Annotated in this window: 12 protein-coding genes and 2 tRNA genes; 2 read left to right on the top strand and 12 right to left on the bottom strand. The window is 37.7% G+C overall.

Annotated features, from left to right (window positions below; translation table 11 throughout):
• Positions 1 to 28: 28 nt before the first annotated feature.
• The 6 genes from ALLST_RS0100650 to ALLST_RS0100625 all read right to left on the bottom strand — a co-directional run bounded on the left by ALLST_RS0100650 (position 29) and on the right by ALLST_RS0100625 (position 5,902).
• Positions 29 to 2,140 (bottom strand): sensor histidine kinase, encoded by a 2,112-nt coding sequence (locus ALLST_RS0100650; protein ID WP_019892039.1) that lies wholly within the window; start codon positions 2,138 to 2,140, stop codon positions 29 to 31.
• Positions 2,141 to 2,148: 8 nt separating this feature from the next.
• Positions 2,149 to 2,856 (bottom strand): response regulator transcription factor, encoded by a 708-nt coding sequence (locus ALLST_RS0100645; RefSeq protein ID WP_026472716.1) that lies wholly within the window; start codon positions 2,854 to 2,856, stop codon positions 2,149 to 2,151.
• A gap of 69 nt (positions 2,857 to 2,925) precedes the next feature.
• Positions 2,926 to 3,507, bottom strand: a complete 582-nt coding sequence (locus tag ALLST_RS0100640) for a TVP38/TMEM64 family protein (protein ID WP_019892036.1) — start codon at positions 3,505 to 3,507, stop codon at positions 2,926 to 2,928.
• Positions 3,508 to 4,185: 678 nt separating this feature from the next.
• Positions 4,186 to 5,232, bottom strand: a complete 1,047-nt coding sequence (locus ALLST_RS0100635; RefSeq protein WP_019892035.1) for a Fic family protein — start codon at positions 5,230 to 5,232, stop codon at positions 4,186 to 4,188.
• A 490-nt stretch (positions 5,233 to 5,722) separates the two neighbouring features.
• Positions 5,723 to 5,799: transfer RNA gene (locus tag ALLST_RS0100630), tRNA-Arg, on the bottom strand.
• A 27-nt stretch (positions 5,800 to 5,826) separates the two neighbouring features.
• Positions 5,827 to 5,902: transfer RNA gene (locus tag ALLST_RS0100625), tRNA-Arg, on the bottom strand.
• Between the two features lie 193 nt (positions 5,903 to 6,095).
• On the opposite strand from ALLST_RS0100625, the gene ALLST_RS0100620 reads away from it, so the two are divergent.
• Complete coding sequence (locus tag ALLST_RS0100620; RefSeq protein ID WP_019892034.1) at positions 6,096 to 6,956, top strand: patatin-like phospholipase family protein; 861 nt, start codon at positions 6,096 to 6,098, stop codon at positions 6,954 to 6,956.
• A 73-nt stretch (positions 6,957 to 7,029) separates the two neighbouring features.
• Here ALLST_RS0100620 and ALLST_RS0100615 read toward each other — a convergent pair whose 3' ends face one another.
• The gene (locus tag ALLST_RS0100615) at positions 7,030 to 7,578 is read right to left on the bottom strand and encodes a DJ-1/PfpI family protein (protein WP_019892033.1); all 549 of its coding nucleotides are present in this window, start codon (positions 7,576 to 7,578) and stop codon (positions 7,030 to 7,032) included.
• A 295-nt stretch (positions 7,579 to 7,873) separates the two neighbouring features.
• On the opposite strand from ALLST_RS0100615, the gene ALLST_RS0100610 reads away from it, so the two are divergent.
• A complete protein-coding gene (locus ALLST_RS0100610) occupies positions 7,874 to 8,416 on the top strand; it encodes an HdeD family acid-resistance protein (RefSeq protein WP_019892032.1) in 543 nt (180 codons plus the stop codon).
• Between the two features lie 40 nt (positions 8,417 to 8,456).
• Here the strand turns inward: ALLST_RS0100610 and cysK are convergent, their stop codons facing one another.
• The 5 genes from cysK to ALLST_RS0100585 all read right to left on the bottom strand — a co-directional run bounded on the left by cysK (position 8,457) and on the right by ALLST_RS0100585 (position 15,080).
• Positions 8,457 to 9,386 carry a cysteine synthase A gene (cysK, locus tag ALLST_RS0100605; RefSeq protein ID WP_019892031.1) on the bottom strand — a complete coding sequence of 310 codons (930 nt, stop codon included), beginning with the start codon at positions 9,384 to 9,386 and terminating at the stop codon, positions 8,457 to 8,459.
• A 145-nt stretch (positions 9,387 to 9,531) separates the two neighbouring features.
• Positions 9,532 to 10,146 (bottom strand): DUF1287 domain-containing protein, encoded by a 615-nt coding sequence (locus tag ALLST_RS10730; RefSeq protein WP_019892030.1) that lies wholly within the window; start codon positions 10,144 to 10,146, stop codon positions 9,532 to 9,534.
• A 101-nt stretch (positions 10,147 to 10,247) separates the two neighbouring features.
• A protein-coding gene (gene prfB, locus ALLST_RS0100595) for a peptide chain release factor 2 (protein WP_156816539.1) occupies positions 10,248 to 11,349 on the bottom strand; the annotation gives its coding sequence in 2 pieces (ribosomal slippage) (positions 10,248 to 11,276 and positions 11,278 to 11,349; 1,101 coding nt in all).
• Positions 11,330 to 13,783, bottom strand: coding sequence for a preprotein translocase subunit SecA (gene secA, locus ALLST_RS0100590; protein WP_019892026.1), 2,454 nt, complete (start codon positions 13,781 to 13,783; stop codon positions 11,330 to 11,332). The genes prfB and secA overlap by 20 nt, the downstream gene beginning before the upstream one ends.
• A gap of 445 nt (positions 13,784 to 14,228) precedes the next feature.
• The gene (locus ALLST_RS0100585) at positions 14,229 to 15,080 is read right to left on the bottom strand and encodes a Cof-type HAD-IIB family hydrolase (RefSeq protein WP_019892025.1); all 852 of its coding nucleotides are present in this window, start codon (positions 15,078 to 15,080) and stop codon (positions 14,229 to 14,231) included.
• Between the last annotated feature and the right edge of the window lie 2 nt (positions 15,081 to 15,082).

Raw genomic sequence — 15,082 nt, 5'->3', positions numbered from 1 at the left:
TTTCTTTACGATCAAGACGGCTTCATGTTTATTGTTCTGTTCTATTTTCTTTGCTCATTTCATTTTTAGGGAATGTGATCTTCACTTTAAATAAATCACAATCAATTGTGATCTTGAATGTTCCCCCTTGGGCTTCGGTAAAACTACGAGCGATCGCTAAACCTAATCCACTGCCTTGTTTGGAACGCGACTTATCCCCACGTACAAAGCGTTCTGTGATTTCTTCAGAAGTAAAATCCATCGCCACTTCGGAAATATTAGAGAATTCAATTTCGACTTGATCGGGCAATTCCGTCAATGTCAAATAAGCACGACTGCCTGGCAATGCATATTTATCAATATTCGTCAGCAAGTTTTCAAACACACGATATGTTTTATCACTATCTAGATTGAGTACCAGCTTTTCGGCATTCGATTTTTTGATGAAAGTGATGTCTTTAGACTCTAACATATCTTCATTTTCTAGATAAGCTTGATTAAGTAAGGAAACGATATCTAATTCTTGGATATTCAGATTGATATTGCCACTATCGACTTTGCTGATTTCAAATAAGTCTTCAATCAAGTTCTTCAGTCTATTCGTATACAAATTCAGTTGTTCTAGATAATAATGTTTATTTTCCAATGTAATGTCATCATCTTTCAATAACACGAGATAGTTTTTGATGCAAGTCAGTGGTGTTTTTAAATCATGCGAGACATTTGAAATCAATTCGGTTTTCATTTTTTCTGATTTCACTTTTTCTTGAATCGCCAATTCAAAGTTTTTGCTCAGTTGACTCAACTCTTTTTTGCTAGATTCAAATATACCGAAATCTTTTTCTGTGATCGTATCAAAATCTTCAGAAATGATATTTTGAATAGAATTTAAAAGAGTATTGTAGTTAGACTGTATTTCTTGCGTTTTCTTTTTGACATAAAAGAAAAGTATAAATGTATAGACAATCGCAAATACAATCGACAATGGAACGTTCCAGATTGCAATAAAGATGGTAATCGCTCCATTAATCAACACATACTTCATGATCGTTGTATTCATTGGTGATGTCAGTTCGATTTCTGAAATTAGATTTAGCTTCTCTTTGATATATGCAAAGAATTTTGACACCAATGTGTGATCTTTGATATAGCGGATTGGACCATAAGTGACGATGTACTTAATCAAGAATGCCCCGATGGCCACAACGAGTAAAGATAAATACCAAACAACAAAGTTGATCACCAACAACAATGGATTTGCATATCCAATTCCAAAGCTCGACAACAAATAGCTCAGTTGGCCATTAATCGTTGTTCCCGCTAGCACTAAGATTGCTAAAAAGGAGAAAGAGACAATACTCGTCCATGTGACTAAGTTGATTTCAAAACTCCATTCCTTCACGGTTTTAAAAGGGTTAGCTTGTTGCACATATCGAATTGGATAGAAAAGGATCAACAAAATCAAAAAAGCTGCGAATATGCAGTAAATTACCGCACTAAAGGCATTATAGTGTTCCCATGAATTTAAATAGCCCGATAATCCATCAAAAGACTGGATATCTTTTGAAAACATATAATAGATATCCACGTTCTTTGGTTTATTGACAGAGACATCATTTCCTAATGCTTCAGAGAATTGATCTTCATATTCAAATTGTGTATATCGATCGAATAACTCATCTGCTTCAAGGTCAGAAAACACAAGAGCAATCGGACCTTCTGTTGTGCAATACCCCTCTTTATCGTAATTAACATGGATTGTGTAGCCATAATCATCTAAGTTAAATGTGTTTGGATCATAATTCTCAATATTGGTCACAACTTGTTGGGTTTTCGTGTTTTTTGCAAGATAGAAAAAATCTTTATCCATATGCAAAAAACTTCTAATATCTTCTAATTGATTATTAAATTCACTTTTCAAATATTCCTTTTTCCCCTCATCAACTTCATCAGAGAATTGTAGAGGCGTATACGATGAATCGAGTTGCATCGTTAATCCTAAAGTTGTGTATTGGAATTCATCCGAAAAATAATATTCAATATCTTTAATTCGATCGATATCTCTTGTATTGGAATTATCATAAAAACTAATCGCCATAAAGCTCATGAGGGCTAAAATTGTTGTCAGTATGATTGTAAAAATATTATTTCTTTTCTTCATACTCTTTCTCACATTTTTTCGATCTTATATCCAATTCCCCATACAACTTTGATGTATTCCGGATTTTTAGGATCTTCTTCAATTTTTTTACGTAATCGGCGGATATGAACCATGATCGTATCGGTGTTCACCGCCATCTCTTTCCAAACACTTTCATAGATTTGTTCACTGGAGAACACTCTTCCAGGCTGACTCATAAATAATTCTAAAATCTGAAATTCTTTTAAAGTTAAATGTAATTCTTGATTGCGAATGGTCACTTGTTTTGTTTCTTTATTGAGAACCAAATCCCCCACTTGCAAGATTTCTTGATTAGCTTCTTCTTGATAACCTTGTTTTAATTTTAAAATTTGCGTATATCTTCTTAAGTTCGAATTCACTCGCGCAATTAATTCTAAAGGTTCAAATGGTTTGGTGATATAGTCATCCGCCCCAACATTTAAACCTTTGATTTTATCGATATCTTCCGATTTTGCGCTTAAGAAAATGACGGGCATATCATATTTTTCTCTTAGTTTTAATACCATCGTCATCCCATCCATAACAGGCATCATGATATCGACAACTGCTAAATGAATATCCGTATTTTGAATAATCTCTAAGCCTTCTACTCCGTTTTGGGCAGTAAAAACATGATAACCTTGGTTTTCCAAAAAAATCTTAATCGTTTCTCTAATCCCACTTTCGTCTTCAACAACTAAAATATTGTATTCCAACACATTCACGCCCCTTCATTTTTTCTATTCTCAATTACAAACTGATTGTTCTGCGATTTCAATCTTCAACTAAAACATTGTGCCAATTCTCATAATAATTTCTTTAATCCCCCATGAATAAGCGATTAAGGCTAAAGGTTTACAAGTTGCGATAATGAAAATAAATTTTTTAAGACTCATACTTGTCAAACCCGCAATCATACACAGAAGATCATCAGGAAATCCTGGAACTAAGATCGCAAACGAAAAGAATCGATCAAACTTTTTCCCTTTATCTAACCAGCCAATATATTGATCATATGTTTTTTGATCTGTGAATTTTAAGATGAAATCATGCCCATAGTGCTTCACCATGATAAAGGCAATAATAGACCCCATCATCGAGCCGGCATAATTTAAGACAAATCCCCAAAAAGGCCCAAACAAGATCACGCCAATTCCCGCAGTAATTCCACCTGGAATAATCGGGATGATCACTTGAATAATTTGAAGGGTTAAGAAAAATATCGGAGCTAAAATGCCAAAACTTTTAATCACAAGTTCTAGCTGATCAGGATTTGTTAAACAGCCATTCGAGATCAAATAGTACAGAAATAAAATCAAGAACGCTGTTCCACCGATCGTGATATATTTTGTTGATTTTGCTGCCATAAATATCCGCCTCTCTTTTCAATCGTTATATTAGAGGCGGATTATGAAATCCAACTACATATAAATCTGAACAAAGTTTGAACTTTATTCTTTCGTTTTTTTGATTTAAACATTACCCTTTGCTTCTATTTTACTTTGCAAATATGACTTACCCTTAATTTGAAGCAATATTTAAGGGATTGTTCGCAGGGTAAGGGAAAATAAAAAACAAACAACATCAGCATTGTTGCGATAAAAAAAGCCGAAAGCCTTTGATCTTTAGGCTTTCAGCATTGTTGGCTGGCGTCCATAAAAGGATTCGAACCTTCGACCTATCGCTTAGGAGGGCTCCAACCTATTGTCACTCTCTATCAATATGAGGTAAGGGAAAACCAAGTAGGACACTATATAAAACTGTTTGCGATTCAATTTGAGTTATTCTGAACACCCCTCTGTCAAGCTCTGAAAGTCAGCTGATTGTTTGCTTCAGCTAATAATCGGGGAATGGCTTGATATTACCATCGACATCTATTATATGACCACCATGCTTCGTACATTCGATCATGGTTAAACAGTATTCAATTCAACTTTCCTATCGTAAGTACAAGATATTTTCTTGTCTACAATTAATGTCCCGCATACGAGTTGGTTTGTCCATGCGTTTTTGACTGACAAATTTATAAGCTGCTTTTCATATTTTTAAACACGGACATAACCAGTAGATGGACCTGCACCAACTTTTACGATATACCCACTCTTAACCAGATTCGTCAAAGTCCTTTCCACGGTAATTTTGCTTATATCCGGACAAAGATCCATGATTTCTTTCTTTGTAATTTTGCCAACCTTGTTATCAATAACCGCTTTAATTCTATCAGGCTTAGAAAGACTCCGATGCTTCAAATGCTCTACACGGCTTTCGAATTCATTGTATGCTTTCAACATGATACCCAGATAATATTTAACAAAAGGCTCATAGCTGTTTTCGCCCTCATGCCAGCCAGTAGAACTTGCTTGAAGTGCTTCATAATATGTTTCTTTTGTCTTTTCAATCAGCATTTCCATACTGACATATTTTCCAACGATGTATCCCGCCTTATAAAAAAGCAGAGTGGTCAACAAACGGCTCATCCTACCATTTCCGTCATTGAAAGGATGGATGCACAGAAAGTCCAGAATGAACATGGGAATCAAAACCAGTTTGTCAATGCGGTCAGCTTCCCATGCTTCAAAGAAGCGAGCGCAAAGTTCTTCCATCGCTTCAGCAGTCTGAAATGCAGGAACTGGAATAAAACGTGCCTTCTGATGACCCTCGGCATCTGTTTCTGCAATTACATTATCGGAATTCTTATAACTTCCACCAGCAGATCCCTGTGAATAGGAGTACAGATCTCGATGTAACTGCAAAATAACGCTCGGTCTTGGATTGATATATTCATAACCTTCGTGAATTGCAGAAAGCACTTCACGATAACCAGCAATTTCCTGCTCAGATCGGTTGCGGGGGGCTGATTTTTGACTTACCAATTCTTCCAAACGCTTATCGCTTGTAAATATACCTTCGATTCGGTTGGATGCTCCCGTACTCTGAATCAATGCAACTTCTAAGAGTGTTTTCAATTCATCTACATTGGCTTCGAGAAATAATTCCTGTTTGCCTTTATGTTCATGGATGCTGCTAACCATCTGAACAATTTCAGGTGTTAACAACTTTGCAGGACTTACAACGAAATCAAAATTTCTCATAGGAATCTCCTTCATTTCAGATTTATCTCCATCATTCTATCGTCAAATGATGGAGATCTCAATAAATTTGATGGAGATAGAATATCCATATACGCAATAAATATCCTCATTTCATCCATATGTTATATCGTTTTATAAATCGTTTTTTTTCACTATTTTTCCGATGCTGTAAACTATATCCATAAAAAATCGATCTCTTTCGGTTTGGGGTCAGAATGCAAATCTAAAATGTAATTCGTCCATCCAAACGATTCTCCATTGTCTTTTAGAATAACGATACCAAAACCGTCGATATAATCTTCTTCGCTTTCGCGTCTTCATAAGTAATCATTCTATTCGTCCTTCATTATCTATCTTTAGGTCTAACCATAAAACGCATATTGTCGATAGGCATTACATAATCCGAATACTTCTCTTTTATTCGATCAATGGTTTCCGGAAAACAAAAAGCTGTAAAACCTTAAACGTAAAGTCTTACAGCATTGTTGGCTGGCGTCCATAAAAGGATTCGAACCTTCGACCTATCGCTTAGGAGGCGATCGCTCTATCCTGCTGAGCTATATGGACATCCATGATTGAGAATAAATAAAAAAATGGCGCGCCCGAGAGGACTCGAACCTCCAACCGCCAGAATCGGAATCTGTCACTCTATCCATTGAGCTACGGGCACACACGTAGAATTATTGTAGTTCATGCAGAGATCGAAATCAAGAATCATCTTTATCGGCCTTTTTTCAAAAACTCATTTTTTAAAATAGCAACTTAAGTATTGAAATTTGAAAAGCATGTCATGCCTGATTTATCCTCCTCTCGCTCTATAATGATGAAGAATTAAAAAATAATCATTCGAAAGGATATTGAATATGAAAACTGCAGTTATTGATGTTGGCGGTGGTATGCGTGGCATGTATGCCGCTGGTGTGTTTGATGCTTGTTTAATGGATGAAATCCAATTTGATATCGCAATTGGCATTAGTGCTGGCTCTGCTAATATTGCTAGTTATCTAGCCAACCAAATCGGCCGAAACTACATGTTCTATCGGGAATACTCGGCTCGTCCTGAATATATGTCTGTTCATAACTTCTTCAAAACAGGTTCTTTTGTCGATCTTGATTACATTTACAGTACGCTTTCCAATACGGATGGCGAATTCCCATTAGACTACGCAACGTTCAAAAAATCAAATACGCAAATGATCGTTGTGGCAACAAATGCGATCACTGGTAAACCGGCCTATTTTGATCGTCGTTGGTTAGAAGAAAACCAATACGATATCTTCAAAGCGAGCTGCTCCATTCCAGTGGTCAATAAACCGTATATGATTGCTGGTGTTCCGTTCTTTGATGGTGCTTTATCTGACACCATTCCTTTGGAAAAAGCATTAGAAATGGGCGCTGACAAAATCGTCATCGTTTTAACCAAACCTTCCGACGTCGATCGTAAACCGCTCAAGGATGCTACCCTAGCAGCCTTTATGAAACATTACCCACAAGCTGCTGAAGGTTTACGGACTCGTGCAGATCGATATAACCAAATCGTTGCCCAAGCTAAAGAAATGGAAAAAGAAGGTAAAGTTTTGATTGTTGCTCCTGCCGATACAATGGGCATCGACACCTTGGCTCGTGATTCAACAAACTTACATAAACTCTACTTGGAAGGATTCTTAGATGGTCAAAAGATCAAAACATTCTTACAAGAAACACCAACAGAATCCCAAAAATAAAACTCACTAAAAAAGGGAGAATAGATTCTTTTCGTTCTATTCTCCCTTTTCTTATTCTTTTATTGTTTTTAGATTAGTGAGCAAAGATAGAGGCTTTCACTTCTTCTGTTTTTTCTTTTCCCAGTACAGATTCCATGATCGCATACGCAAAATCAATTGAAGCATCGGCGGATCTACCCGTAATTAAATGACCATCCACAACGGCTCTTTGATCGATATATGTTCCACCAAAGTCTTCGTCCATAGATGTAAAACAAGTATAGTTTTTCCCTTTTAAAAGTCCCATGCGTCCAAGAATCGTTGGTGCTGCACAAATTGCCGCAAGCCATTTATTTGGATCATCATAGAACTGACGAATCACTTGTTTGACTTCTTCATTCGCTTCAATTTTTGGCCAATGACCACCACCTGGAACAATGAGAACATCAACATTTGAAAAATCATAGTCTTTAAATGGTGTTGCTGGTTTATAAGTCACACCAAATCTTCCTGTTACTTCATCGCCATTATGAGCGCTCACTAAATCGACTTCCATTCCGGCACGACGTAATAAAGCAATAGGTCCCATTGCTTCTAATTCTTCAAATCCTGTATCCATTACTACTGCAGCTTTTTTTGCCATATTTTCTCCTTTTTACGTTGAACTTAGATCAACGAATGATTTCTTTTCATTTCCATCTTCATTCTAACGCGATTTATATGCTTTTCAAAAACGGCGCCTAAAATCTCGATCTGCGCCATTGCCTGCTAATTTTTTTCGTTTGTCATTGTAAGATTTATTTGTTCAAATTCGTTCTATAATTTAGATAGTTCTATATTTTTAGATTGTTGGCCCAGATCAATCAGAAAGTCAGGCATCTTGAATCAAAATCACGGCATCGTGATCAATAATGAACTTAGAAAGTTGAGGAGATAGTATGAAACGTTTTTTATCCCCATCTAAAAAAGAGACACTTCTGATCGCATTGATGTATTTTCTCTTTGGATTAGTTTTATGCGTCTTTTCTGGAAGTATTTTAACCGCGACCATCCGCATGCTCGGCATTTTTGCTTGTGTATTTGGTGGTTATGAGCTTTTTACATATTTTAGCGCCAAAGATCAAGCCATCGGTCTTTCTGCCATGGTTGTTGGAATTCCAGCACTTGTTTTCGGGTTTCTATTGGCCGTGAATCCAAATTTATTGTTGAATATGTTTCCAATTTTGGCCGGGATCTTTATTTTGATCCAATCACTTTCTCAACTCCAAAAAGCATTCATCTTTAAACGCTCCGGCATTGCTTCTTGGGGCATGGATTTTGCGGTTGCGCTCGTCATGCTTGTGGCCGCAGTCTTCTTGATGTTTAGACCTTCAAGTGTGATTGACATGATTATGACCATTACTGGGTGGGTTTTAATTGTCGAATCAGTCATTTTGGTTTTCCAAGCATTCAACAAACATAACGATATCATTGACCTTTAATGATTCTCTAAAAAAGGCAGGTCGTGCTGACCTGCCTTTTTTATTCACTAAACAGTTTCGTTGATAAATAGCGATCGCCCGTATCAGGTAAAAGCGCAACGATCAGTTTCCCTTTGTTTTCTGGTCGTTTTGCGAGTTCTTTAGCCGCCGCAAACGCAGCTCCGGCAGAAATACCGACTAAAATTCCTTCTGTTTGGGCTAATTGACGCCCCGCTTGATAAGCTTGTTCATCTTCGATCGTTATAATTTCATCATAAATTTCTGTATCTAAAGTATTCGGGATAAAACCAGCACCGATTCCTTGAATGCCGTGTGCTCCTTTTTCTCGTCCAGAAAGCACCGCGGATGTAGCTGGTTCAACCGCAACGATTTGAATATTGGGGTTTTCTTCTTTCAAATATTTTCCCGTACCACTAATCGTTCCGCCAGTACCCACGCCAGATACAAAAATATCAACAGTTCCATCTGTATCATTCCAAATTTCAGGCCCCGTTGTCAGATAGTGCACTTCGGGATTGGCTTTGTTTTCGAATTGACCAGCAATGAACACATTTCCCAGTTCTTGGGCTAATTCATTAGCGCGTTCAATGGCCCCCGCCATGCCTTTAGCTCCTGGAGTCAGTTCTAATTTAGCACCAAATGCCTTGAGTAGATTTCTTCTTTCGATGGACATTGAATCTGGCATAACGATCACAACATCATAACCACGTCTTGCGGCGACCATGGCCAAGCCGATTCCGGTATTTCCAGAAGTTGCTTCGATAATTGTTGTTCCTTCTTTAATTAAGCCTTCTTGTTCTGCTTTTAAAATCATATTTAAAGCAACACGATCTTTTACACTTCCTCCTGGGTTTTTCGCTTCTAATTTCAAAGCAATGCGGGCTGGAAGTTGTTCTTGTTTTTCTATATTTTTCACTTCTACAAGTGGGGTATTTCCAATAAGCTCTAATACGCTAGAGTGGATTTTCATGGATGTTTCCTCCTTTGCGATATTTAACTGTTTTTATTGTACTGATACCGCCTAAATTCCGCCTTAAATTTGATCTGTTTTTTTCTTAGCTCATACGATAGTGCGCGATGATATTTGTTCTCTCTTCTAAAATATCTTGCTCATATCAATCTTGCCATGGTCCATTATGATGGATGATATAGGGCACGCCATTTTGATTGCGATGATCAGAAACAATTCCGATATGATCATTCATGATCACAATATCGCCACCCTGCCATTGTTCAATATCGTAAACATCTGTGGTTAGACTGATGGCACGATGTGAAAAATAAACATTTAAATTTCTGACGCGTCGAAAATCAATATTCTGATCCGGAATATCAATCGAATAACCATTAGGATTGGTTTGAAGATCTTCTTGGACTAAAACCATCAAATCATAACCTGCCGATTTAAGCGCATGACCCACAACATCTGTACATACGCCATATTCATCATTGGAGTAGCCCGTGTTGTAATACACACTTTTGTATTTCGGTTGAGTAGCAATGTAATCTAATGCACCTTGTAAAATATCTGTTTGATCATCGAGACCATCCCCATCGTAATCAATGGCGCTATGCACTTGAGCAATATTTCCGGCATAGCGATTGGGCAATCGCTTGGTCGAGGTATTTTGATAACGAAACAGGAGCAATAAAGCTATACAAAGAAGGACTACAAATATTAATTCCAAAACAATCACGATTTTCTTTTTTGTTCGCACCTTTTTCATCATCCTCACCTGTTTCCCTTTTTTTTATTAATGTATCATAAATAGAATTTCATAAAGAAGCGAAAAACAGGCTGTCCACAATTAGACAGCCTGTTTTTATCGATTTAAGAAATTTGTGATTTTAACCAAGCAAAGATGAACCCGTCTAGATTTCCATCTAAAACGCTTTGGGCTTGGCTTGTTTCGTAACCCGTTCTAGCATCTTTAACCATTGTGTAAGGGTGTAAGACGTAGGAACGAATTTGGCTTCCCCATTCATTGGCTTTTGTTTCACCTTTGAGTTGGGCAATTTTCTTTTGTTGTTCTTCAATCTCTTTTTGTAACAAACGAGATTTTAAGATATTGAGCGCTTCTTCACGGTTTTGAATCTGGCTTCTTCCGGATTGGCAAGTTGCCACAATTCCAGTTGGTTTATGCACCATACGGATTGCAGAGTCCGTTTTATTGATGTGCTGACCTCCCGCACCTGAAGCTCGTTTTGTTTCAATGAGTAAGTCTTCCGGTTTAATTTCAATTTCAATTTCATCATTGAATTGCGGCATCACTTCTACAGAGGAAAAAGAAGTATGACGTCTTGCCCCGGCATCAAATGGCGAAATTCGTACTAAACGATGAACACCTTTTTCGCCTTTTAAATAGCCGTATGCTTTTTCACCTTCGACTAAAATTGTTGCCGATTTGATTCCCGCTTCATCTCCATCTTGGTAGTCCAATACCGAGACTTTAAAGCCTTTCGATTGAGCGTAGCGCGTATACATACGATATAACATCGCCGTCCAGTCGCATGATTCTGTTCCTCCGGCACCCGGATGGAATTCCAAAATCGCATTGGAGTTATCGTATTCTCCAGATAAAAGTACCTTTACTTCGAAGTCAGCCATTTTTTCAACGGCTTCTTGGGCTTCTAAAGAAGCCATTTCAAGAAGTTCTTCATCCAGTTCGGCTTTGAGCGCTTCGGCGGTTTCATTTAAACCATCAAACATCTCTCTTAGTTCAGCATAGGTGCTGACGATATCTTTGAGAGAATTTTGCCGACGGATGATGTTTTGAGCTTTTTTCTGATCACTCCAAAACCCATCCGCTAACATCATTTGATCGTATTCTTTAATTTTTTCTTTCTTGCTTGGCAAGTCAAAGTGACTCACCTAGAGCGTCCAACTTCTCCAGGTGAGTAGAAAGAATCTGTTTAAGCTCGAACAGTTCCATTTTTTCTTGCCTCCACAGCAGATCTTGCTTCTTCAACTTTATTTTGTGGTTTTTCCTGACGGATGCGCACTTTTAATAAGTAAGAAGCAATTTCTCGATCGATTCGACGGTTCATATCTTCAAACATGTCAAATCCTTCTTGAACATATTGTTGAAGTGGGTTGTTTTGCGCATAAGAACGTAAGTAAATACCACTTCTCAATTTATCCATACGGTCGATATGTTCAATCCAGTTTCGGTCAATGTTACGTAATACAACGTTTTTCTCAAATGGTAAGAATTGTGCTTTTGCTAATTCGATTTCATGTTCGTAATCGTTCCAAACTTTTGTAGAAATGTATTCCTGCAGCTGTTTGTAGTCTTTACCTTCTAAATCACTTACATGAATCGCACGATCGCCAGTTAGACCAAGAATTTCCAAAGATTTAACTAATCCTGGTAAATCGATTTCGTTTTTACGGCTTTCTGTGATGTTAGCCTGTAAAGCTTGATCGATGACTTTTTCAAAAATCAATTTGACCATGTCATGCACGTTTTCACTTTCGAGGACTTTATTTCGTTGATCATAGATGATTTCACGTTGTCTTCTTAATACGTCATCATAGTCTAATAAGTTTTTACGCGTATCGAAGTTAAAACCTTCAACTTTTTTCTGAGCCATTGTGATGGAACGAGTCACTTGTTTCGATTCGATTTGTTGATCGCCAAGAGAAGAGAATAAGTTTTTGAGCTTATCTGTTCCGAAACGAACCATCAAATCATCTTCTAAAGAAACGTAGAATCTAGAGAATCCAGGATCTCCCTGACGTCCAGAACGACCACGTAACTGGTTATCAATACGACGGGATTCATGACGTTCAGAACCTAATACAGCAAGACCACCAAGTTCACGGCTTTCTTTCGTTAATTTGATGTCTGTACCACGTCCAGCCATGTTTGTCGCAATTGTAACAGCTTTTGGACGACCTGCTTTCGCAACGATTTCCGCTTCACGAGCATGGTTTTTCGCATTCAGAACTTCGTGTGGAATTCCTTCTGCTTTCAACATTTCGTGTAACAATTCGGATACTTCAACCGCAATTGTTCCGACTAAGACTGGTTGTCCTTTTTCATATAATTCTTTTACTTTACGAACAAGTGCTTTATATTTATCCACTTTACGGCCATAGATTTCATCTGGTAAATCTTGACGAGCAATTGGACGGTTTGTTGGAATGACAACAACGCGCATGTTGTATGTATTTAAGAATTCTTCTTCTTCAGTTTTGGCAGTACCTGTCATACCTGCTAATTTTTCATAAAGACGGAAGAAGTTTTGGTATGTGATTGTGGCCAATGTTGATGTTTCTTCTTTAATTGGCACGCATTCTTTGGCTTCAATAGCTTGGTGTAAACCATCAGAATATGCACGTCCTGGCATTGTACGTCCAGTGAACTGGTCAACGATGACGATTTCTTGTTCATCGCTAACAACATATTCAACGTCTTTCATCATGACGTAGTTTGCTTTTAAAGCTTGGTTGATATGGTGAACGAGCTGTGTGTTTTCCATATCATACAGGTTGGCTAAGTTGAAGAATTTTTCCCCTTTTTCCACACCTGTGTCAGTTAACATAACTTGACGTGTTTTTTCGTCGATGTCATAGTCACCAGAAACAATTTTCTGTTCTTTTGAATATTTATCATATTCGTATGTTGGCGCAGTTAATGTTTTAACAAAACGGTCCGCTGCAATATATAAGTTTGCAGTGTCTTTTTTACCTCCGGAAATAATCAATGGTGTACGAGATTCATCGATTAATACGGAGTCTACTTCGTCGACAATCGCAACGTGTAAACCACGTAAAACGCGATCTTTAACATCCGTAACCATGTTGTCACGTAAGTAGTCAAATCCAAGTTCGGAGTTTGTTGTGTAAGTAATGTCGCAAGCATATGCTTCACGTTTTTCTGCTGGGGATAATTCACGTTTGTTCACACCAACAGTTAAACCTAAGAAACGATAGATTTCCCCCATCCATGCTGCGTCACGTCCTGCTAAATATTCGTTGACTGTGATGACATGGACACCTTTACCCGTCAATGCGTTTAAATAAACGGCCATTGTCGCTGTTAAAGTTTTACCTTCACCTGTTTTCATTTCGGCAATGTCACCACGGTGCATTGCTGCAGAACCTTCAATCTGAACCTTGTATGGTTTTTCACCAATTACACGATAAGCTGCTTCACGAGCAGTCGCAAACGCTTCTGGTAATAAATCATCCAGAGTTTCGCCTTTAGCCAGACGTTCTCTGTATTCTTCTGTTTTATTTCTGAGTTGCTCATCAGTGAGCTTCTTCATTGCTTCATCGTAAGAAAGAACTTTATCTGCAGTTTTTTCTAATTGCTTGAGTTCTCGAGCTTCTTCTGAGAACATTCCTCCAAAAAGAGCCATTTAAATCTCCTCTCACTCATTTTTAGTAAATTTTATTTTAACATAGAGCAATCTTCTTTCCCTATGCCAAAGCTTGTTCTAATGCTTTCTATTCATTTTGTTTTCGGATTTTGGTTAAATCTCTACTTCCCCTTCATCCGCTTTTTTAAGTTTATCTTATTTTGAACGAATCTTCATTTGATCTTTTTGATACAGTATTTAACTTTTAAAATTATCAAACAAACTTAAACTTGTTTATTTTACAATTGTTTATGCATTCCGTAAAGGTAAAGGCCGCAAGCCTCTAATAAATACGCCTTGCTTATCGGCAAATTGGCACTTATCCTCCTCTTTTTTCAAATCCCTCTTCTGCTATGATCAAACTCAGTTATAAATCCCTATAACCAAATAAAAAGGTCTTTTGTCATCTGTTTTTAGATGAATAAAAGACCTGTTGTACATTCTTTTATGATTTGGATGAAGGAATGTTTTTTGCCACTAATGGTTTAGCGTTTGGATTGAGAATATTGGCTTCAATAAACTTTGCGACTCCATCTGTGAAATTAGAAGTCGTGATATATGAGCTCACTTCTTTTACGGCTTGATTGGCATTACTCATCGCAACCCCAATTGTTCCCGCAATCATTTCAACGTCATTGTTGTCATTGCCAAATGTGACCACTTCATCCAATTGGACACCATACTTTTGACAAACAGTTTTGATTCCCTCTAGTTTAGATAAATCGCGATTCACGAATTCAAATAAAAATGGACCAGAACGAAAAACACGAGCGGAAGTCAAAGTCTCTTTGCGATCCGATTTCCACCAGCGATTCAATGTCCAAGGCATTCCAACTGCCATAAATTTAAGGGCTGGTCGAATGAGTTCTTGAGGAGTTACTTGTTTCATTCCCAATTCATTACGTCCCCCCATCGCTTTGGTTAAAAAGTTAATCGCCGTTACAATCATGTCGTTTCCTTGATATTCACCAAATGTAAATTGATACCCTTGGCAAGCATCCATAATCGGTTGAATGTCTTCTGGTTTTAACTCTAATCGCGATTCAACAACTCCTGTTTTTGGGTCCCAAAACATTGCACCATTAAATCCCAAAACGAAATCAACATCGTTTTCGATTCCCCAAGTTTTCACTTTCTGTTGCAGTGCTAAAGCAGAACGACCTGAACAAATCCCAAATAAAATCCCCTGTTTGCGCAATTGGCGAATTGTTTTCTTTGTTCGTTTTGTGATGCGCTTGGGATCGAAGAGTAACGTTCCGTCCAAATCGCAAACTACCATTTTTACTTGTTGGCTCATCT

The sequence above is a fragment of the Allobaculum stercoricanis DSM 13633 genome (assembly GCF_000384195.1).
Lineage (GTDB): Bacteria > Bacillota_I > Bacilli_A > Erysipelotrichales > Erysipelotrichaceae > Allobaculum > Allobaculum stercoricanis.
Note: the sequence above shows the minus strand (reverse complement) of the source record. Positions and strands in the feature narration are given on the sequence as shown.

Coding starts and splice junctions, on each gene's coding strand:
- ALLST_RS0100635 (WP_019892035.1), bottom strand. CDS start 5,232: ATGAGAAATTTTGATTTCGTTGTAAGTCCTGCAAAGTTGTTAACACCT.
- ALLST_RS0100610 (WP_019892032.1), top strand. CDS start 7,874: ATGAAACGTTTTTTATCCCCATCTAAAAAAGAGACACTTCTGATCGCA.
- cysK (WP_019892031.1), bottom strand. CDS start 9,386: ATGAAAATCCACTCTAGCGTATTAGAGCTTATTGGAAATACCCCACTT.
- ALLST_RS0100640 (WP_019892036.1), bottom strand. CDS start 3,507: ATGGCAGCAAAATCAACAAAATATATCACGATCGGTGGAACAGCGTTC.
- ALLST_RS10730 (WP_019892030.1), bottom strand. CDS start 10,146: ATGATGAAAAAGGTGCGAACAAAAAAGAAAATCGTGATTGTTTTGGAA.
- ALLST_RS0100585 (WP_019892025.1), bottom strand. CDS start 15,080: ATGAGCCAACAAGTAAAAATGGTAGTTTGCGATTTGGACGGAACGTTA.
- ALLST_RS0100615 (WP_019892033.1), bottom strand. CDS start 7,578: ATGGCAAAAAAAGCTGCAGTAGTAATGGATACAGGATTTGAAGAATTA.
- ALLST_RS0100620 (WP_019892034.1), top strand. CDS start 6,096: ATGAAAACTGCAGTTATTGATGTTGGCGGTGGTATGCGTGGCATGTAT.
- secA (WP_019892026.1), bottom strand. CDS start 13,783: ATGGCTCTTTTTGGAGGAATGTTCTCAGAAGAAGCTCGAGAACTCAAG.
- ALLST_RS0100650 (WP_019892039.1), bottom strand. CDS start 2,140: ATGAAGAAAAGAAATAATATTTTTACAATCATACTGACAACAATTTTA.